Consider the following 21,561-nt stretch of genomic DNA (forward strand, 5'->3'; position numbering starts at 1 on the left):
TCTCGCAGTTCGCTCAACAACATCAGGCGTTCCTGGGTTCGTTGAAAAAAAAACTCAAATCGCGCAAGACCTGCTCGGGCAGTTCAAGAAATGGCGCATGACCACAATCGTACTCGTAGTAGAGCAGGTCAGGGACCGCCTCAATGATCTGCCTGATATAGTCAACCGGGACAAGACGGTCCAGCCGTCCTTGCACCAAGCAAATAGGCAGGGGCAGCGCTGCCAAGAGTTCTTGAGGAAGCAGGTGCTCAAGGGAGGACGTCGGCATGCTGCCGCGTCGGCCAAAGGAAAACATGGTACTGCCACGGAGTAAATACCAGTCTTCCAGGGCAAGCGGAGTAGAGGTGAGGCTCTCGGTAAATGCGCGAGACGTGAGCCTCTCGATAAACTCGCCGACCGCAGGAAAGCTGATTGACAGGTCAGGAGATTGGAGACGCGTGAGCAGATGGAACAACTTCGGGTCATGTTCGGAAAGATAGGAAAAATAGGCCGGGAGACTGAGCAGCCCAGCGATGAGCACCACACCAATCACGTACTGCTGTGCCTCTGGATGCGTTTGGAGGAAATGGAGCGTCGTGGTGGTCCCGAGCGACCAGCTGACCAGGATGGTCTCACGCTCATGCAGGTGGAAGTGCGAGATAACCGCCTGGAGGCAGTCAGTCGCACAGGTCGCAGAAAATTCCTTGTTCGGTTCCAATGGCCCCGAAAGCCCTTGCATAGGTGGGTCCCAGACGACGATCTGATACCCTTCTTGGGCAAAACGCTTAAAATGGCGGTAACAGACGGTTGCTTGAAAGCCTCCCGGCGTCAGCAGGAGGACGCGGCGCGCCGTGGGCGATCCATAGGTTTCTACATACAGCGCAATGCCTTCTGGTCCTGGAATAAAAGATCCAGGAGCGACTCCTTGATGCAATACCATCTTTTTCTCTTTCTCCATGCGCAGACTACGCGCGAACAAAGCGAACATGTAATGCCTTTACGCCTCCAAATGCGATGCCAGTGCTTTCTAATGCGTTCTCGTCGATGCGCTCAATGCCGCGCAGACGCTCCAGGATCAACTGAAGCGCGATCTTTGCTTCCAGGCGTGCCAGCGGTGCTCCGACACAAAAATGCGCGCCAGCGTGCCCAAAGGCAAGATGATGGGGTTCCAGATCGCGTAGAATATCGAGCTGGTCGGCGTGAGGAAACACCTGCTCGTCGCGGTTCGCGCTCGCGATATACGGGATGACGATACTGCCAGCGGCAATGCACGCGCCATCAGGCAGGGAGACATCGTGGACCGCTCGGCGTATTTGGAATTGGACCGGGGCACGATAGCGCATGATTTCTTCAATCGCCTGCTTCTGCCGGGACGGATACGTTCGTAGCTGAGGTTCTAGCTCTGGAACCGAGGAGAGACAGAGAAAAATCATACTGATCAGCTCTCTCGTCGTTTCAATGCCGGCGGCCAACAATAAGACACAGAAGGATTGAATCTCCTCATCGGAGAGAGCAACCCCATCGATATTCGCTGCCACGAGATGGCTGATGAGATCGTTGCACGCGCGATGCCGACGTTGCCGGATGATGGTCTGAAAATAGGCATGCATTTCGCGCATTGTGGTAAGCCACTCCTCACCCCTTAGTTGCCACTGTGCTGACTCCGAGGCGGCAGCCGACCAGCGCTCAAAATCTGCAAAATCCTCGAAGGGGACTCCAAGCATCTCCGCAATGACCCGGGCCGGGAGAGGGGCAGCGAAATCGCGAACAACTTCCATGGTGCCCTGCTTCAGGAGAGGAGCGAGTAATTCCTGAGCAATGGTGCAGATGCGTGTGATCCACAGAGCAATAGCCTGTGAGGAGAAGGCTGGTTGGATGAGTTTGCGCAATCGGCGGTGATCGGTTCCATCCAAAAAGATGAGCGACCGATCTGACGGGAGCAAGGTTGGGATGTCATCTGTGACAATGTGCGAAGAAAACTCCTCGGAATTGAGGACGCGTTTCACTGTACGATAATCAAAGATCTCCCAAATGCCACTCTGTGCATTGAAAAAGTGGGGACTCTCCGCTCGCATCAGCGCATAGCGAGCATACTGATCATGATCAATGGGTGGAAAACACTGTTGCATCGTAGTTTATCTTTCTCTGTTTCGTTGGAGAGGCAAAGCTCCCTTTGCCTCTCCAGCATTCTTTTTGCCTGCTGATCTGCGGCGGGTCACCACGTTTCCATCAACGATGGGAGGTGACAGATGTTTGAACAATTCCTTGAAGAGAGCGTTTTTGCCAGCTGTCGCGATCAAAAGAGCCAGAAGGACAAAAAGGGCCAGAAGGGCGATCACAATGACGATCGTGAGCCAATTGACCCCGAACAATTCCCAACTCATCGTCATGCCTCCTGCCACTGCCCAGTCACTGCCACGATGGTAGAACCAGGTCCCATCCCGAGGATCAGCCCGTGCGCTCCGTTCGTTGGACGATAGCGATCTTCAAAGTGGCGACGGAGGACGTCGGATACCGTCCCAGATGAGCCATTGCCTATCTGTGCCAGCGATTCCCAACTGGCCGCGAGGAGGTGCCTCTCAACTCCCAAGTGGCGTTCAACTTCCTCAAGAACGCGAGGGCCACCGGTATGGGAAACCACGAACTGAATATCCTGTGGTTCGGAGAAGCCCTGCTCGCCTTCTCAAGCAGTCGAGGAGCAGACAGGATGTATTCCTAACCTGTCTTCATACTCTTCCTTGTTCTGATACATCTTGACGAGTGCTTGTGAGAGACGCTCAGCTGCACCAGCGTACTCCAGGTGCTTGTATGGCTCCATGAGTTCCAATTCCATTAAACGCAGAATCCCCTGATCATCCTTGATGATGTCCACACGCCCGTAGAGCAAGGAGCATCCGATCAACTGCTCGGCGATCTGAAGGATGTGGGTAGCAAGCTCGATTTCCTGTTGTAGGCCAGAAACATCTTGTGGAAGCATCGGTTCTTCTAGAGGGACTCTTCCTCGCGGAGCAAATGGACGTTTGAGAAAAGCATGCGACCATGTGCCGTCAATAAAAACGTGGCTTCTTTCGCGCTCTCTAGAGACATTGGTGATGTAGGGTTGGAGCAGCACATCGCCTGCACACAGAAGGTCGCGTAAATACTGCCCTGCTTCTTGTATTCGTTGCTTCTCGATACGGTAGGTGCCGTTGCTATTGGCAGAACAGGATGGTTTGATCACAGCCTGTGACCATCCATGGTGGGTGAGCAGGGCGAGCAGATCATATGCCTCGTGTTTTTTGAGCGGGATAGTGGAAATAAGCGGAATGCGCGCCGCCGCAAGATCTGCAAAATACTGAAGTTTTTCGATATTCCACTGGATAACAGGCAGCGGATTGAGCAGAAGCGTGCATTGGGAAATAGCCTCGCACCAGGAAAGAAAACGCTGTTTGTGTTCGTAGTAGTTCCACGTCGATGAGAGCAGAACAATATCTGCACGACTCCAATCATAGCAGATCTCTTCCCAGGGAACGATATGTACCTCAGCGCCCTGCCTCACCAGCGCTTCTCGTAGCACGGCTTCGTCAGTGAGAGGTGTAAGACGGAAAAAAGGACGGCTTGTTGCTAACACAACTCGCATAGAGATCTCCTTCATGAACGATGTGCAATAGCCAAAATTGCACACAAGAGAAGGGACAAAAAGACCGTAAAAAATAGGAGACCGACGAGGCCTCCACGCACGGGAGGAGGAAGCGTTTTTATTGCCCCATACCAGAGCGCACGCATCATCCTCATGGTCGTGCGTCTCGTGCAATTTGTTTAGTGGCCAGATGTACGCCATCCAGGGCATGCCAAATATAGATTGAACCGGCGTTACTCTCTGTACAAATCGTCCTGTTCCCAAGCCAGGCGAGCTTGCAAACGTGACCAGGACGATTGTAGACTCCATCTCTATGGAGATAGGAAGTCAACCATTTTTCCCAGCCTTCCTCAGTCGTGTGTCCTTCGCGTAGAGAGGGCAGAGGCAAGCGTTCATTCGTTCGTCGGTAGATGTCAACGGTATTGTGCCGCCCTGCTATCGCCCAAAACTGTCCATCTGGCGATAGGCAGTCTACTGCTGGTAACATAAAAAATCTCCTTCATGCATGACTTAAATACCGGTCAGTTCTTTCAAGAAGCACCTCGACACTTTCTGCAATCACTTGAAAGAGCAAGACGCATGCGAAGCATGTTTCTTCCAGGAGTATGCCTGCTCGCAGCTCTTTTTGGAAGTCAACGAAGCGTGAATTTACCGTCAAGAAAGGGTGAATTTATCGTCAAATCAGTCTCAGAGTAGTAAAAACAGAGCAAATTGATGGCAGAGAAGTGTCTATCAACCTGCCGCAAACGTTATCTTCCTTCTCATCGCTTTTGATTTTCCCTCTACAAGGGAGGGACACACTGGTAGGCTTTTTCGTGGGAAACCTTCTCATGAGACTGAAGTAGCTGGAGGCGCACCTGAGGAAATAAGAAGCAAAGATGATCGGGAGACGAATGTTTTACAATGAATGGAATAGAAATAGAGAATAAAATCAAATATAGCTCAATCAGCTATCCTGAAAGCTGAGATTCTCTTTGTGTCAGGTTGCTTAACGAAGTGGAAGTCCATTTGTCAAGGTTGTTCGGGAAGGAGGAGCTTTTGTATATGAGAGAGGACAGTCTCCTCTGCTTGCGAGTAGGGTATCATTACCCCAACGGTCATACCAGTCTGCAAGAAATGAGCGACTTGTTCTTGGAACGGTTTGAGGACCACACGTTGTTGCTCAGGTGCAGGTGCTATCTGCAATTGCATCGCATCGAAGGGGAAAAAGTCTTGCTCAACGAATGCATCTGCAAGTAAGAGGACATACTTCTCCAACAATTGTTGCCGCGTCGGCGAAAAGAAATATTCCTGAGCACTGACTACCAAGAGTCCTCCAGCACAACAACGGCTCCGTATCAGAGGAAACGCAGCCATGCTTTTTATCTTGTCTGCGTCACAAAAATAGCGGGTTGTTTGCATCGGTTCTGGATCGAGCGGAGAGGAAAGATTCACGGACTGCAGGATTAAAGGATGCCCTCTGACAATACTGAGTCCAACCCATGATTCTCGTCCGGCAAAGACATGATGGAGAAGTTGGCTATTAATCCAATGATGGCTTCCTTGCCCCTCGGCCTGTAAAAACAGCCACTCAACTTTTGATGAATCAGGATGACGGAGACATCGACCAACGATAGCCGCCATTCCAAGGCGGTCCGGGTCAAGATGCTCGATAATCTGCTTCAGTACGAGACTACTCACGGACCATCGTCTTGTGGTGCTAGCGGAGTCTGTCTTCGTCTTGTAGATACGCCAGATAAAATCATCGGGGACAGTTTTATCCAAGTTTAGAAGCTCAACTGGCGTAAAGGCATGTGGAAATGCGCTTTGAAGTTCGCGCTTCATAGCTTTTTGATACTCAGGAGGAACAGCAGTCGCGAGGGCGCGGATGGAGGCTGGATTGGCCGGGTCACTTCCCCCTTGTGATTTGGGTAATGTCCAGCGATAGAGAGACCTGATACTCGTATTGACTTCTGTCGCGATACGTTGTCTTTCCGAAGGCTTCTTTTCAAAAACCTCTCTGAGAATTACCTTCCAATCGCCCTCCACTGTTGTCATTGGTGATCTCCTTTCTCAAAACGTGTGTGTAGCATAGCATATGCTTCTGATTTGTCAAGAATGACAGATGACTGACCATATGTCACGGTGGATGTGTAAGCAGAGAGGCAAGTCAGTAATGCTTGCTTTGACCATTGTCTTACATAATCGCGATAGCCACATTTCAGCTCACCAGTGCATGATATCGTTCAGTATACTTTATCGGATTCGTCGCCTTCAACCTCGCGTTGCATGCATCTGCTGTTGCTTTCGTTTGTGTAAACGGGAATATTCCTAATGAGGAAAGCTGGCAAGGGTTGTCGGCGAATGGTTTGAAGCGCATCTCCCGTAGAGGGACAAGGTAGCGGAGCATGAGTGCCTCGTTTTTGCGACAGAGATGTCCGAGGGGACCCAATTGGCTCAAGACTGAGTCTGAATCTCTCATCTTGAGCCGATACAAGGGAACCACGCCTGATATCTTGTAGCTTACTCGTTATACTTGCAATATGGCATATGCAAGTATGATTCTTCGCCATTCTCACCATTTCTTCTTGTTCACTTCGTTACTTCTTCCACTTCGATGGGCTTGCGTGCTAAAAAAGTGTGCAGAGAAATGAGGCCCTGGAAATCCTTTTGGTGCATGTCAATGATCGCTTGTTGATGGAGGTAATCAAAGTCTTTTGATGAGATCAGGCCAAAATCGACCATCGTCTGCTTGATCTGTATGCCTGATATTTCTATGTTATGATACTGATCTGACCAGGCAGTTGTATTGAAAGAATACTCCAGGCCGTATCCAAATATCTGAATGTAATCATGTCCCAGCGCACGTAACAACTGAGGGAAAGCATGCACAATGCCCCAGGATTCTCCATCTGGCGAGAACCCATATCCAATCTTCCAAAACAATTTAACAATGAGGCGCATGAAGTGATTGACTGCAGCGCTGGACGTCATCCCTTCTCCTACCATCTCCGTCAGGCGCAACTGTCCCCCCGGTCGCAGGACACGCGTACATTCTTTGAGAAACGGAAGCCAGGCTTCTCGTTTGAGTACAGTACCAAGAAACCGTTGGTTGACCAGATCGAAAGAGGCATCTGGAAACGCGAATGGCTGGGTGATATCCATCTGCTTAAATATGACGTTTGGAAGGTCGTGTGTGTCTGCACGTGCATTGGCGTAGTCGATCATGATACGGCTTACATCTACCCCTGTCACTTCAGCTTCAGGAAGCTGAAAGGCTACATCCATAGCCCAGCCGCCAGGACCACAACCAAGATCAAGAACAGAGCGCATATTGGAAAGATCAGCGATATTGGGAAGTGCTCCTCCCATGGCCTGTGTCATCACACGATCCTGATTGATCAAACGCGCCATCTCCGTGGGACTCTCCGGATCGAAGATGTATGTGTTATTGTTTGCGGGTTCTGAGTTCATTGAGTGTTCTCCTCTAGGAGATACTGCGGACAATGTTTTGCCTGTAGTATAGTAGCTTGTACGGTTCTTGTCTAGCAATTGTAACAGAAGAAGCACATGCATAGTTTTGACAGGACGGAGAGATGGTGCTGTCTGTGAACAAAATGATAGAGGGAAACGTATTCTTTGCTCTGATGATGCTTTGAAGCAGGTGGACAGAACTCACGATGCATAATCCAATGCATTGGACTCGTGAGGCGGAGATGAAGTGAGAAAAGGTTGTTGCAGTTGGTTTACTGTGCAGTTCTCCTGCTCCTGGTATATAAGCCTTTCTTCGTGGTTCTCAAGATGTTTTGTAACGCGGTTTTAACATTGTTCTCTTCAAGAAGAATAAATTAATTACTTTTTCTTGACATGAAACCAACAATGTCATGCAAATGTTTGGAATGTGCTAGCGATCGAGTGAAATCTTTCGCTAAAAGCTGTCATATTTGCCAGTTGTCATTAAACTTGACACTTTTGTTCTTGACATTGCACAAGAAATACTATACAGTAGATAAAGATAAAGCCGCATGGTTCCTTATATCCTATTTTTCTACCGGATATTCTTTCGGTCGGACTTATTTCACTTACCGACCCTCTTATGAAAGAAGCAGAACTATGGACACTCTCAATGACAGATGGTTGTTTTGTATTTTCCTTGTTATTGGAAATGTCTGAAAGAAGAAGGATGTATTCAAATAAATCAACTTATGCACCTATTTCATCCGTCCATCCATTCATCATGATGATAGAATGTACCTCGCGAGGAAGCAGCCATGAAAGAAAACGTACCAATGCTCATCCGCCAGGCACGTGAAAAGCTTGGATTGTCACAAGCAGCGTTGGCAGCCAGGCTTGAGGTTTCCACCAACACGGTGCGCAACTGGGAAAATGGACGCTCGACACCGGCTATCTCGATTCGGCCCTTGCTTGAAACGGTCCTGGAAATCTCTTTACAAGAGCAGCAGGAAACCACTCCTGCTCTGATTTCCACACAACCTGATGCGGCTACGAGGGTTCCCTATGAAGTCACTGCCTCCACACAGCAAAGCCTGAAAGAGAAGAATCGCATGCAGATGCTCAATCGCGTGCATTTGAGATGGATCAGGGGGGTGTTGGAAAATTCCCTTTACTTGGCGACGCTGATCCGGCTTGGGTTGCGTGAACGGCCCCATGCCGTTGCAAATCCTTGGCGATTAGTGGTTCAAGAAAGCAGCCAGGTGCCTGAGCGGCATTTGCCACCAGGAACGAGCTTGACAAAAGTGTACGACGAATATAACGAAGAAATTCTCGTATTGGGAGAGCCTGGTGCCGGAAAAACAACGCTCTTACTGGATTTGACGAAAGATTTGCTGCAGCGAGCAGAAAGGAATGATGCGCATCCTCTGCCTGTGGTGTTTAATCTCTCGTCGTGGGCAAAAAAATCTCTTCCTCTGCAAGGGTGGATGATAGAAGAGTTGCAGACGAAATATCAGATCCCGAAGAGACTGGCACAGGAATGGGTGGTCGGTCATCAGATCCTTCCTCTTCTGGACGGATTAGACGAGGTTGTTGCTTCCTCGCTGAGCAGTTGTATCGAGGCGATCAATAGCTATCGGCAGGAACATGGAATGATGGCTATGGTTGTCTGTTGTCGCAAGGCAGATTATTTCCGTCAATCCATGCGTTTACTGCTCAGCACTGCGGTAGAGGTGCAGCCTTTAACTGCGGAGCAAATTGACGCCTATTTAACGCAAGCGGGGAAGGACCTCACTGCTGTGCGCGTCGCATTGCAACAAGATCCTATTTTGCGCGATGTTGCATCAACGCCACTCATGCTCTCGACCATTGCCGCCACCTATCATGATCAGCCTATTTCCAGTATGCTTGCGCTGCATTCTGTCGCGGAACGGCGTCAAATGATCTTGGAGAACTACATCGAACGCGTACTGGAACAGCGAGGATCTTTCAAAAAGGAAGCCAAGCTTCAACAGACGAAATCGTATTTAGCGTGGCTTGCGAAGCACATGCTGCTTCATGGTCAGACAGAATTCTATGTCGAGCGCATGCAGCCAGATTTGTTGGACGATGCATCGGCTCAACGAGGCTATCGCACTACCATCATCCGAAGCATCTATGCGCTCCAGTGTACCATCATTGGAGCGCTCTTCGCCTGGATCTTTGGGGGAAAGCCTGAGCCTGGCAATATGAGAGGCGTTGGTGACGGGTTGCTTGGGTTGCTTGGAAGTGGACCGGGAAATGCGATCCTGGGATGGATGGCCCCCGGACTGGGTGGAGGATTAGAAGGGGGGGGCATGTTTGGAATGATTTTAGGTCTGGTGTTTATCGTGGTCACGTTATTAATAGACGTGAGTGGTTCTTCTCAGCAAGTCTCATGGGCCGCTTTGCGAGCACAACTTGTGAAGAGTCTGCTCATCGGACTGCGGAATGGGATCGTCAGTGGAGGATGTATTGGGAGCCTTTGCGGCCTCTTCTTTTTTGCGATCCGCCAGGATCTCTCCTATGCGTTCTCGCAGGCTCTTGGTTTTGGAGCCTTTACTGGAAATATCATCGGCCTGGTCAGCCTCTTGGTGGTCACACTCCGTGTTTCTCCAGAGCGGGAGGAGGCTTCCTCTCTTTCTGTCGGCCTCGTGACTCGTCTAATAGATGGGATCGTCATTGGGGGATGCGGAGGACTTGGCTTTGGACTCGTGAGTTCCCTGTTGGTAAATGTACAGCAGGGGGCCATCTATGGAGGTATTGTCGGTATTGCCTTCGGCCTGACCTTTGGTTTTGCAGGAGGGACACGGCTCATTCGCGATGTCGGCACCATCTCTCCTGCTGAAATCGTGAGGTGGAATTGGCACCATGCTTTTGCCAATTGGAGTGGGATTCTCATTAAAGGGTTGGTCATCGGACTCATGATTTTCCTCATGGTCATGATCGTCTTGGGGAGTGCAGGATCGCTGTTGCATGACAGTGTTTATGCCTGGAAGTATGGATGCGTATACGGGATCATTGTTGGGGCGAGCGCTACTGTGGCGAGTATTCTGACAGGCATTTTGAATAGTGGGTGGGAAAGCAATACGTTGGACGAGCGTCATTTGATGAGACCAAATGAAGGCATCCGTCGCTCACTGTACAATAGCCTCTTTGCGGCAGGATGCTTTGGCCCTATCGGTGGGATTGCTAGTGGAGGGATGGTAGGCTTTGCATTTGGATTGATCGCGGCGCTTCCTGGCTGGCCTGTGTTGGCACTCGGATTTGCTATCATCTTAGGCAGTGTCTTCGCGCTCGAATTTGCCATGTTACGAGGTGGTATTGCCTTCCTTGCGCATTATCTGCTTCGCTGGTATTTGTGGAGGGAGAAATACCTCCCCTGGCGCTATATCCGATTTTTGGATTATGCCGCCTCCCGTATTCTTCTTCGCAAGATAGGCGGAGGCTACATCTTTCACCATCGCATGCTTCTCGAATATTTCGCCGCTTATGGAGGTGAAGTGGCATCACGCTCGTCTGAAGAGGAACCAGTCATCATCAAACGAGCATAAGGGAATGTTGCTTCACGAGGAGAGGCGCTTCCTCGCAGTTCATTTCTTTGCGATGGGACAACCCATCTCGGTGTGTAGCGATGAACCGCGAGGCAATGGTGCATCGTTTTGATATGCCGTTTCATTGAGCAGCGGCGCTGCCAACACATTGCTTAAAAAATATCAAACTCGTTGATAGATAACGAACACTCTAAGGATAAAAAAAGAGGAATGATACAACCATCACCATCGGAAGGAACCCACGCTCTCGTCATTGGTGGCAGTATTGCAGGATTGCTTGCTGCTCGTGTTCTCAGCAGGCATTTTCAACACGTCACCATTATCGAGCGGGATCACTACCCCACAAACCCTGCTTTTCGTCCTGGAGTTCCTCAAAGTCGTCACATTCACATTTTACTGTTGCGCGGCCAACACGTGGTGGAAGCCTTATTTCCGGGTATCAAAGAGAAACTCCTCAAGAATGGGGCCATCCGGCGCGATTATGGGAACGCAATCTATTATTATGGAGGACGTTGCCCTGCGCTTCCACAATTACCTCAACTACAAGGATGGAGTTGTTCACGGGAATTGCTGGAATGGCAACTTCGCCAGGAACTGGCTTTGTGTGAGCGGATATGCTTCCTTGAAGGTCAGGAGGTCACCGATCTGCTCTTTGAGCATCAAGCTGTTTGTGGGGTCCGATCTCGCGCAAGAAACGATCAAGCAGACCAGGAACTCAGAGGAGATCTCATTGTTGATGCAAGTGGGCGCTTCTCGAAAACACCACAATGGCTGAAAGAAGGAGGATATGTAGCTCCCAAAGAAACGCTTGTGCCGACGGGAATTGGCTATGCAACACGGCTGTATGAAGCTACACCCCACCCTTTTGTTGCCACACAAACAACGACGCCTCCCAGACAGACAGGAGTGGTGATGTCAGTTGAAAAAGGGATGGTGGTGGGGTTGGCAGGAGATGACCCGCCGGAAGACGATGAGGCATTTCGACATTTTATTGAACATCTTCCTGATCCAGCGATTAGGGAAGCCATCAGGGATGTTTCACCGATATCAAAGATCTATGGGTATCGGCATACAGAGAATCGTTGGTGTCATTTTGAGTCGCTACGCCACTGGCCAGAAGGCTTCATCGTGGTTGGCGACGCCGTTTGCACCTTTAATCCTCTCTATGGACAGGGCATGACGGTTGCTGCCCTCCAGATCCAGCTCCTTGATGCTTGTTTGCACGCTTCTTGGACAAGAGGCAGAGGCTTTACACGTCGTTTTCAGCGGAAAGTGGCTCAAGCTCTTGCCCTTCCCTGGATCATGGCAACTGCAACGGAAGCACGGAGAACACATTGGTTGGTTCAACGCTATCTTGATACACTAATTACGCTCCTGCCAACCAATCCCAATGTGTGGCGCATCTTTTTGGAAGTGGTACATATGGTTCGATCACCACGTGCACTTCTTGATCCATCCATTGTATTCACTGTTTTCGCTCGGAGGAGAAGATAGGAGTCGGTCCAACTCCTCTCCTCTCTTTCGTTGATACAAGGTTTCAATAGCACCGAACACGTTTTTCATAAAAAAAGCGGAAAATCCCTCTATATCAGGACATGCTTGTTTTTCTGACATAGAGAGAAAATGCTTGGGGTGGTGAAAAACGAATGGAATAAGCACGATTGTATCATGTCATTATTCTCTAGAGAGGGCAGCATGAAAATAAGATCTGACTTTTCCGCCGTGATTCGTCAGGCCCGTGAAGCAAAAGGACTCCAACAAGAGGCCCTGGCGACCTTGCTTGGAGTTTCTCCTGATACGATCCGCAATTGGGAAAAGGAGCGCTCGACCCCTTCCCTCTCCATCCGACCTCTGCTCGAACAGGCCTTGGAGATCTCCTTACAAGAGGGCGATGAGCAGAAGGCGCAATCTGACACGCATCCATTGCAGGCGGAACATCAGGATGCAAAGAGAACTTCTTTCTCTCCTATGAGATGGATGATCGGCGATGAAAATCGCCGACGCATGCTCAACCGCGTTCATTTTCTTTGGATCAAGGGTGTCTTAAATGCTATCCTTTCCCAATCGACGCTCATTGGAGTAGGTCTGCAAGAACAGCCGTTAGCGCTCGAATATTCCTGGCAGGCCGAAGAACAAGCCACTGCTCGTCTGCCACAACACTATCCTGCAGGAACTTCTATCGTCCAAGTGTATGATACTGCTGAGGGTGAGCTACTGATTTTAGGCGAGCCGGGGGCTGGCAAAACGACGCTCCTCTTGGAATTAACCAACGTGTTGCTAGAGCGCGCTCGTCATAACGAACTTCATCCCATTCCAGTTGTGTTTCACCTCTCATCGTGGACTGAGAAACGGCTGCCTCTCATCGAGTGGCTTCTGGAAGAATTGCAGCAGAAATATCAGGTTCCTTATGCTCTCGGAGCTGCCTGGATCGCAGATGACCGCTTGATTTTGTTGTTGGACGGCTTGGATGAAATTGCCGTGGCGCATCAACCAACCTGTATCTTGGAGATGAATCGCTATCGAGAGGAGCATGCACTCGTCTCAGTGGTGGTGTGTTGCCGGAGTGCCAGTTATTTTGAGCAAACGGGCCGATTCCAACTCAAAAAAGCGGTCGAGATTCAGCCCTTGCTTCTCAGGCAGATTAACCAGTATCTTACCTCCGCTGGCAAACCATTAGCCGGTCTACGAGCAGCGTTACGTACTGATCCTGTGCTGCGAGAAGTGGTCGCAACACCGCTGATGCTCAGTGCATGCGCGATGGTCTATCACAACAAAACACAAAAAGAGATTGCTCTCAGAGGAGATCAAGAAGAGTGGCGGAGAAGTATTCTGGAGCAATACGTGACGCTTGCCTGGCAGCGCGGTTCACGCGCCTCTCCGTCCTATTCAGCAGAGCGTGTCACGTCCCTTTTAGCCTGGCTGGCACGACAGATGAGAGCACATGGTCAGACAGAGTTCTATCTCGAACGACTGCAACCTGACTGGTTAGAAGAAAAGAAGGCGCACATGCTGTATCAAAAGTGGGTAGCCCGTATCCTCTTATGTATTTCTTTCTTCATCCAGGCGACGCTCTTTGCTTGCTTTCGAGGCGATACAGAGCCAGATGTGCCCGGTCTGTTTTTTTGGTTGGGCAGCAGTGCTCATGGCAATACCATCCTCGGGTGGATGGCTCCGGGCGTTGGAGGAGGGTTGGGCGGAGGAGGAAGTTTAGGACTCATTATCTTTGTGGTTCAGGCGCTCGCCGGCTTCTTTGTCGAGCAAAAGGGATCGACGCAGACCTTGCTGGGAGCCATTCTCCATAATCTCTTCGGTGCACTACGTGTCTCTCTCCTCATCGGAAGTGGGACGGCATTGCTGGTCATTGCCGTTTTAGCACTCGTCCAAAAGAGTCTGACCTATGGCATCCAACATGGAATAGGCATTGGGATCTACGCAGGTTTGTCGTTTGGATTGATCTGGTTGATTGGGCGTGGGGATGGACGCGAGAAGCCCGTTTATGTCCTGAAGCGATCTTTGGGTGACCGCCTCCTCGATACGGTACTGTATTTCTTGAGCGGTTTTTGCGGAATGTTCTGGTGGTACGCGTTGCAGGCCGGGTCTCCAGAAGGGAATCCCTTCCGTGCTGCCTTGTGCGTTGGAGTGGGGTTGGCTGTCATGTGGGGACCAACCACGATGACTGAGAGACTGATTAAGGCGGGAATTATCATTCAGCCTGCCGAGGTCTCCCGATGGAACTGGTCGAGTATGGCTAGAAACATCATGCCAGGCATCAAAAGAGGCATGGTGCTGGGCGCAGCTATTGCATTGCCAACGATTGTTGTGTTGGTGATCATGAGCAGCTTATTCAACAATTTCTCGTATGCATGGCGCTATGGCCTGATCTATGGCCTGATCGTTGGATGCATGAATGGAATCGCTGCGCTGCTGACGAGTCTGCTCAATAGCGGTTGGCACTCTGACATGATGCCCGATCCGCATCAACTGACACAACCGAACGAAGGCATTCATCGGTCGTACAAACATGCCCTCTTTGCTGCTGGTGTCTTTGCCCCTATTGGTGGGATCATCAGTGGGATCGGCTGCGGGATCTGTTTTTGGCTCGCGGGGGTTCCTGGCTGGTTTTTTCTCATGGTGGGGTTAGGAGTGGTCAGTGGCATTGGGCTTGCCCTCCAGTTTTGGAATGCGTATGGAGGTCGCGCGTGGATCGAGCATTATCTGTTGCGCTGGTTCCTCTGGCGAAAGGATGACGTGCCGCAGAGGTGTCGTGAGTATCTCGATGAGGCCGTACGTCGCACGCTTCTGCGGAAAATGGGCGCTGGCTATATGTTTTCACATCAACTCTTTCAAGATTATTTTGCGAAGCAATAGGAAGGATCATGGATGACAACAATACGTTTTCAACATGCAATTGTGATTGGCGGAGGAATTGCTGGCCTCCTTGCCGCTCGCGCGCTGGCAAACTCCTGCGAAGGTATCACGATCATTGAGCGCGATACATATCCCGATGCACCGACATTTCGCGCTGGAACCCCGCAAGCGCGCCACGTCCACGCATTTCCCCTTCGAGGACAGCAGATCCTCGAAGCATTCTTTCCAAGCTTTGGGGAAAGCCTCCTGAAGGCAGGGGCGCGCATGCATGACTACGCGAGCCAGGGACTCTACTTTTATGGATCCCGTTGCCCACAAATAGCTCCGGGATTACTTGGCTGGAGTGCATCACGGATGTTGGTTGAGTGGCAGGTGCGTCAGGAGATGCAAAAGTTTTCTCACGTGCAGTGGGTGCAACAATGCAACGTGAGAGGACTGTTGTATGAAAATCACGCTGTCAGGGGAGTGAAATACCAGAAGCAAGGCACGCTGGAGAATCCAATAGACATCTTGGAGGGGGATCTGGTCATTGACGCGAGCGGTTCGTCATCCGAGGCTCCGATCTGGTTGGAAAAAATCGGCTACCAGCCTCCTCGTGAAACCATCGTTAACCCTTTCATTGGCTATGCAACTCGGGTGTATACGTGCCCGGAAGAAGAGGTATACAGAACATGGTGGAGCGGACTCGCTATTCAGGGGACAGGGCAGAATCGGAGAGCAGGAGCGTTGATGGAAATTGAAGGTGGACGGTGGATGGTGTTACTGGCTGGTTCGGGAATGGATTACCCTCCCAACGATCCAGAAGCATATCTTGCCTTTGCCCAGAGCCTGCCAGAGCCAGCACTTTACGAGAGTATCAAAAATGCGACCCCTCTTTCACCTGTTTACGGCTATCGACCAATTGGGAACCGTTTCAGGCACTATGAGCAGATGGACATGCCACGAGGCTTCATCATTGTGGGCGATGCTGCCTGTACCTTTAATCCCATTTACGGTCAGGGGATAACGGTAGCTGCGCTGGAGGCTCAAGCGTTGGAGCGTTGTTTGCACACTTGGCATCGGAAGAAAGATCCCTTCAGTCATTTTCAGCGGCACATTGCTCGCCTGTTGGCATCACCCTGGATGCTTGCAATCACTGCCGATAGCACTCAGGAGGATCGGAAAACACTGCGAGAGCAGCTGGCCAACTGGTACCTCGTAGGTCATGTGATCCCTGCAATTCCTAAAGATCCGAAGGTAGAGCGAATCTTCCTTGAAATCCTGCATATGCTCAAAACTCCCAATGCGTTGCTGCATCCGGCAATGTTTGTCAGGGTGCTGATACAGTCACGCAAGAAAAACTAGAGCAGCTCTTTCCTTTCTGTCTAGAAAGTATATGAGCGGATAAATTGATAGCAAGCAGCAGAAGTAGATCATAATAAAAGACAAGGAGAAATGATATTTCATATGGGGAAGCAGGCAAGAGCTTGGATTTCATTGCTTTTTACCTGGGCAATTCCTCGACCAGTTGATGTCCTGGCAAAAGCCTGGTTCTTCTTGTACGGGCTGGCCGCAACACTTGTCTTTGGTCAGCCTTCGGAGAATCAAACCATGCTGGGAAATGGACTCTTTCATCCTTCTCCCGCATGGCAGGGGAATGAGATACCAATATGGGCAATTGTTACATGTCTCTTCATCTACTTCATTCTAGAAGAGTTGCTTGTGCAACAGGCGAAATTGATCTGGGATGACATCAGAGATAGGGATCGTGACCAGAAACTCTTACACAACAGAGAGCGAGCGATTGCAAAGGGAATCATCTCAGTTCGGCAGGCTCGCTGGAATATGCTGGCCCGGCTTGTCTTAGCGGCTCTATTCATCGTCTGGCAGAGAAGAGTGGATCTGCTTGTCGTCTTCAGCGTGATCTTCCTCCACCAGGCTGTGTATCTGTGGGCGAAACCGAGAGGAGCAACTCATCCTCTCGGTCTGTTGTTTTGGCTATCATTCAACAACTCGCTCAGATTTTTTGCTGGTACGGTCGCCATCGGAGGCTTTCAAGCCTTCCTTCCTCTCATTTTGATGTTCGTGACTTGTTACTTTTGTTCTGTCGGGGGACTCGCTGCTCAGTGGAAAATGGAGGCACAGGACGTCGGCCAGAACATTCGACCACAGAGTGCTTATTTTGCCGTCCGAGGTGAATTTTGGCAACAGGTTGGCTTGCTCGATGCAATCCTCGTCGCAGGTCTCCTCGTGCTGTACTGTCTCTTTTCGCTCTGTGAGGTGCAAGGTGCGCTGTTGTATCTGACGGATTCCCTCCATTGCTCAACAACACCTCCAAATAGAGGATTGCTTGGTGGTATTGTCTCCTTACTGTTGATAGGCGTGTTCTTATTCGTCGACATGACACTTATTCGCCATCTTCAAAACACTGGTATATCCACGTTTCTTGCTCGACGAATCAAACAGAGCAAACAACAAGCACTGCTGTTGTGTGGAGGAATCATCTGTGTATCTGGGGGCATCATCCTTTCAAGCCTTTTCCTTGCATGGATGCAACCATATGCCCCTTTCCTCCTTGCAGTAATACTGTTGAGCATGACCATGCTGTATAAAATCTTGTACGAAGGGATGAGCTACCAGGCATTTGCGCACATCGGAGGGAGGCAGTGAACCCTCTCGTGAAAGCGATTGACTTGCAGATCATCCTTCGACACGATGTTGATGATCTCTCGTCTCTTCTCGTTGGCATGAGACAGGGACAGGTTGAAACATTTGTCCTGCGCTTCTGTTTCCTCCTGTACTGGGAGGAAACGCTGGTTGCATTGGTGTCCTGCTCGTTTGCCCTCATCTTGATCTGTGCCAGTCTAACGTGTTGGCACAGATGACGCTTTCCCTATATCGCAGAAAATGTATGGGATACAAAAAAGCGAAGAAAATAGTGTGAGATTCTTCTCACCTCATTGGAGTATGTATGGGGAATACCATGAAAATACGATCCAACTTTTCTACCGTGATCCGGCATGCCCGGGAGGCAAAAGGCCTCCAACAAGAGGCGTTGGCGGCCTTGCTTGGAGTCTCTGCTGATACAGTACGTAATTGGGAGAATGAACGCTCAACCCCTACCCCCTCCATCCGGCCAAAAATCGAAGAGATTCTTGAAATCTCCTTGTCATCTTCGCCACAGCAGGTGGTGCAAATGGGAGGTATGAGGCCTTTTGCATCAAAAATCCTTTTTCCTCTTAATAAGAATCGTGAGCGAATGCTCAATCGCGTGCGGTTACGATGGATTGAAGGCGTTCTCAAACAGGTACTTCCTAATGAGACGCTAATTACCTTGGGACTACAAGAGCAGCCACAGGCCGTCAGCAATCCCTGGCAATTGGAAGTGCAAGAGTCAAACCTCCCTGCTTATCATCTTCCCGCTGCTACCTCCATCACTCAGGTCTATGATGCCGCTGATGGAGCCTTGCTTGTGTTGGGTGAGCCAGGGGCTGGGAAAACGACGCTCTTGCTTGAACTGACGAAGATTCTCTTAGAACGGGCAAGCGACGATGCGCTGCATCCGATGCCGGTTGTCTTCAATCTTTCATCATGGGCCGTAAAACGGCCAGCGCTTGCAGACTGGTTGATGGAAGAACTCGTGCTGAAATATCAAGTGCCGCGTCCACTTGCCACATCGTGGGTGCAAGAGGAACAGATCCTCCCTCTCCTCGATGGTTTGGATGAAGTGGCTGAAGCCCATCGAGCGGCTTGTGTCCAGGCGATCAATGCGTATCGGCAAGCACATGGGATGTTGCCGCTCGTTGTGTGCAGTCGAACTGATGAATATCTTTCCCTGCGCATACGTCTCCAGCTACAGTCCGCAGTTGTTGTGCAGCCGTTAACTTCGAGGCAAGTCGATGTCTATCTCACTGCGGTACTTTCTCGGACATCGGAGCTGAGAAAGATCCTTCAACACGATTCTGTCTTGCAGGAGATGGTATCCAATCCGCTGATGCTCACGACGATTGCCTTTACCTATGGCGATCAACCGCTGAGTGAGAAGTTAACCGTTGGGACGCTTGCCCAACGGCGGCAGCTTATTCTTGCACAGTATGTTAATCGTCTCTTTCAGCGTCGAAGTTCACAGAAACGGGTGACGCTCTCGCGAACGAAACACTATTTGGCCTGGCTGGCGAGGCAGTTGCTCAAACACAATCAAACAGAGTTCTTTCTTGAACGCATGCAACCTGATTGGCTCCCTGACGGCCCTGCACGCTCTGGATATGACAGGCTTATTTTACGGTTAATTTATAGTGTAGAAATCATTGTGACGAGCGCACTGTTTGCCTGGGTACGTGGGGGAAGAGTCAACAACACGATCCCCTTTGGGGTAGGAGCAGGACTGTTTGGGCAACTGGGGGCAGGCCCAGGAAATACTGTTTTTGACTGGATGGCTCCAGGGCTTGGGGGAGGCGTCGAGGCAGGGGGGAGTCTTGGCGTGATCTTTACCCTGGTCTTTACTGTTTCTGCATTGCTGATCGGTGGGTCTGTTTTTCCGTTATCGTGGACCTCAATAGTGCGGAGCGTGAAGCAAGGTGTGAAGCATATGCTCATTGCTACCAGTATCATCGGCCTGCTGGCAATATGCGTCTTTACCATCTTTGGAGGATGGATGCATGGTCTCCTCTATGGGAGTGGTGCAGGAATATTTGCGGGCGTTGTCATTGGGCTGCTGAGCGCCTTTGCTGGATTACGTGAAACATCAGACGTGCAGCAACACTCATTACGTACGCGGCTTGTCGATGGGGCGATCATTGGGATCTGTGGAGGACTAGGATTTGCCCTGGTCGATTTCTTGCTAGGGATTACCTTGCAGTCTGTGATGATTTATGCGTTTATTATCGGAATTTTTACTTTTTGTGCATTCAGTTTTGCCGGGGCAAGCAAACTGATTCCTCACCTCGGAACTATTCAACCCGCCGAAGCCATTTCCTGGTCTTGGACCACGACCTGGAGCGATCTGCTCCGAATCGTGTTACAAGGAGGAATCATGGTTGGTTTTGTCATGTTCGTCATAGGAGTGGTTTTTGGGGGAGCGAGTGGGGCTTTTTATGGCGTTGCCTATGGGAGCAGGTATGGTCTCATTTTTGGACTCATTACGGGAGTAATTGTGGGAGTGGTTGGAATCCTGTCCAGTTTTTTGCAACAATGGTGGTCCAGTACATTGCTAGCGACAACGCAACTCCTTCGTCCCAATGAAGGAATTCATCGTTCGCTCGAACATGCGGTCATTGTTGGATTGCTCTTTTGTCCTGCGAGCGGCATCGTCATTGGGACAGCCTGTGGCATCGCATTTGGGGCGCTTGGCAACCTGGCGTCCTGGCCGATTCTCGCAGCGGGATTTGCCGTCGTTTTTGGACTCTATGTGGGATTTCAATTTGCGATGAGCAATGGAGGGATTGCTTGGATTGAACACTATCTGTTGCGAGTGTTTCTCTGGCGGCTGGGCACCATTCCGTTCAATTACGTTGATTTTCTCGACGATGCCGTTTCACATGTCGTGTTACGAAAAATTGGTGGAGGCTATATGTTTGCTCATCGCTTGTTGCTCGACTATTTTGCCTCGTTGTCAGATGCAGAGAGCACATCTGACAACGATAGTTAGACGCGAAAAAGCCAGAAGATCAGGACGGTGATCGGGATGGCGAGGCATGTTCCAGCGCATGCCTGAAGTACTGTGTGGGCGCGGACGTGCCACCGCGCCCATCCGATAAGGATAACGAGTGGAACCAGAAAAAGCAAGAGAGGACCAAACAGCAGGACACAGGTCGTTACTGCTCCCGCGCTTCCAATCATATGGAGACTGATTTTAAAACGTAACATTTCTGTGATAGCCGTCGCGATTGCAACGCAAATGAGCGCTGCAATGACGGTCGCCAACAATGCAGGTGAGGCTGCTAGCAAAAATAAGCAGAGAATGACAATTGTCATGCACACCAGCCCAAAAAGGAGAGGGATCAACCGTTGTGATCGCTTACTCACATGAGTATCGGTATAGCGACCTTTGCGAACCCCATCGCGGATAAATAACGCTGGCGCGAGAGTGAAGCCAACGACGATGATCCCCCACCAAAGGAATCCTTTTTGCACATCTGGTGCAGTATGTAGTGCAACGACCAGAAAAAGTGGAAAGGGCAAAAAAATAGGGCTGGTGATAACTGAGATCCAATGAGCAATCTTTTCGCTCAGCGTTTTTGCAGTTCCCCCAAACCCTTTTTCTGTAACATCTTCTGAGGCTTCCAAAGTGAATCCTTCCTAACAAATAGAGTGTGTCAGCAGCGGCATATGGAGATGGTTTCATCGTAGCATATATGCTGATGCATTGTAAATTGATAGGTGACTCTTTGTCTATTTTTGCCTGCTTCTTTGTCACGTACGCTTTGTTTGTCAGATTGGCGAGGTGGAGCTGATGGAGGAGGCTGAGATGGTGCTATGTGTTCCATCAAGGTCGTCAGATGCAATCTGGCACATGCGGGCTACAAAAAGATTTGTATATATCGACCGCATCTGGCAGAATATGGTACCTATTTGCTGAATGATTCAATCATTTCCATTTCATTGTTGTCAAAA

The 21,561-nt window shown here is 50.2% G+C and carries 14 protein-coding genes and 1 pseudogene; 6 read left to right on the plus strand and 9 right to left on the minus strand.

What is annotated here, in order from left to right:
- Positions 1-22 precede the first annotated feature (22 nt).
- From K3T83_RS54220 to K3T83_RS54255, 8 genes and pseudogenes are all read right to left on the minus strand, one after another.
- Positions 23-919 (minus strand): alpha/beta fold hydrolase, encoded by an 897-nt coding sequence (locus K3T83_RS54220; RefSeq protein ID WP_220211458.1) that lies wholly within the window; start codon positions 917-919, stop codon positions 23-25.
- Positions 920-944: 25 nt separating this feature from the next.
- On the minus strand, positions 945-2,108 hold the full coding sequence (locus tag K3T83_RS54225; protein ID WP_220211459.1) for a cytochrome P450: 1,164 nt from the start codon (positions 2,106-2,108) through the stop codon (positions 945-947).
- A gap of 6 nt (positions 2,109-2,114) precedes the next feature.
- Positions 2,115-2,363 carry a hypothetical protein gene (locus K3T83_RS54230; protein WP_220211460.1) on the minus strand — a complete coding sequence of 83 codons (249 nt, stop codon included), beginning with the start codon at positions 2,361-2,363 and terminating at the stop codon, positions 2,115-2,117.
- A gap of 2 nt (positions 2,364-2,365) precedes the next feature.
- Positions 2,366-2,638 (minus strand): annotated as a pseudogene (locus K3T83_RS54235) (type III polyketide synthase); the annotation flags it as partial.
- Between the two features lie 24 nt (positions 2,639-2,662).
- Positions 2,663-3,598: an ATP-grasp domain-containing protein gene (locus K3T83_RS54240; RefSeq protein ID WP_220211462.1), complete on the minus strand. Its 936-nt coding sequence runs from the start codon at positions 3,596-3,598 to the stop codon at positions 2,663-2,665.
- 151 nt (positions 3,599-3,749) lie between these two features.
- Positions 3,750-4,085, minus strand: coding sequence for a hypothetical protein (locus tag K3T83_RS54245; protein ID WP_220211463.1), 336 nt, complete (start codon positions 4,083-4,085; stop codon positions 3,750-3,752).
- A gap of 524 nt (positions 4,086-4,609) precedes the next feature.
- On the minus strand, positions 4,610-5,635 hold the full coding sequence (locus tag K3T83_RS54250) for a hypothetical protein (RefSeq protein WP_220211464.1): 1,026 nt from the start codon (positions 5,633-5,635) through the stop codon (positions 4,610-4,612).
- 534 nt (positions 5,636-6,169) lie between these two features.
- Positions 6,170-7,051: a class I SAM-dependent methyltransferase gene (locus K3T83_RS54255; RefSeq protein WP_220211465.1), complete on the minus strand. Its 882-nt coding sequence runs from the start codon at positions 7,049-7,051 to the stop codon at positions 6,170-6,172.
- A 797-nt stretch (positions 7,052-7,848) separates the two neighbouring features.
- Between K3T83_RS54255 and K3T83_RS54260 the strand changes: the two genes are divergently transcribed.
- The 6 genes from K3T83_RS54260 to K3T83_RS54285 all read left to right on the plus strand — a co-directional run bounded on the left by K3T83_RS54260 (position 7,849) and on the right by K3T83_RS54285 (position 20,596).
- A complete protein-coding gene (locus K3T83_RS54260; protein WP_220211466.1) occupies positions 7,849-10,602 on the plus strand; it encodes an NACHT domain-containing protein in 2,754 nt (917 codons plus the stop codon).
- Between the two features lie 210 nt (positions 10,603-10,812).
- Complete coding sequence (locus K3T83_RS54265) at positions 10,813-12,096, plus strand: FAD-dependent oxidoreductase (RefSeq protein ID WP_220211467.1); 1,284 nt, start codon at positions 10,813-10,815, stop codon at positions 12,094-12,096.
- 201 nt (positions 12,097-12,297) lie between these two features.
- Entirely contained in the window at positions 12,298-14,970 is a 2,673-nt protein-coding gene (locus tag K3T83_RS54270) for an NACHT domain-containing protein (RefSeq protein WP_220211468.1), read from the plus strand.
- A 12-nt stretch (positions 14,971-14,982) separates the two neighbouring features.
- Positions 14,983-16,314: an NAD(P)/FAD-dependent oxidoreductase gene (locus tag K3T83_RS54275; protein ID WP_220211469.1), complete on the plus strand. Its 1,332-nt coding sequence runs from the start codon at positions 14,983-14,985 to the stop codon at positions 16,312-16,314.
- 102 nt (positions 16,315-16,416) lie between these two features.
- The gene (locus K3T83_RS54280) at positions 16,417-17,619 is read left to right on the plus strand and encodes a UbiA family prenyltransferase (RefSeq protein WP_220211470.1); all 1,203 of its coding nucleotides are present in this window, start codon (positions 16,417-16,419) and stop codon (positions 17,617-17,619) included.
- A gap of 313 nt (positions 17,620-17,932) precedes the next feature.
- Positions 17,933-20,596 carry a helix-turn-helix domain-containing protein gene (locus K3T83_RS54285; protein ID WP_220211471.1) on the plus strand — a complete coding sequence of 888 codons (2,664 nt, stop codon included), beginning with the start codon at positions 17,933-17,935 and terminating at the stop codon, positions 20,594-20,596.
- Here K3T83_RS54285 and K3T83_RS54290 read toward each other — a convergent pair.
- The gene (locus K3T83_RS54290; RefSeq protein WP_220211472.1) at positions 20,593-21,234 is read right to left on the minus strand and encodes a hypothetical protein; all 642 of its coding nucleotides are present in this window, start codon (positions 21,232-21,234) and stop codon (positions 20,593-20,595) included. The two genes, K3T83_RS54285 and K3T83_RS54290, sit on opposite strands and share 4 nt — an antisense overlap.
- Positions 21,235-21,561: the final 327 nt, after the last annotated feature.

It is taken from the genome of Reticulibacter mediterranei (genome assembly GCF_016587455.1).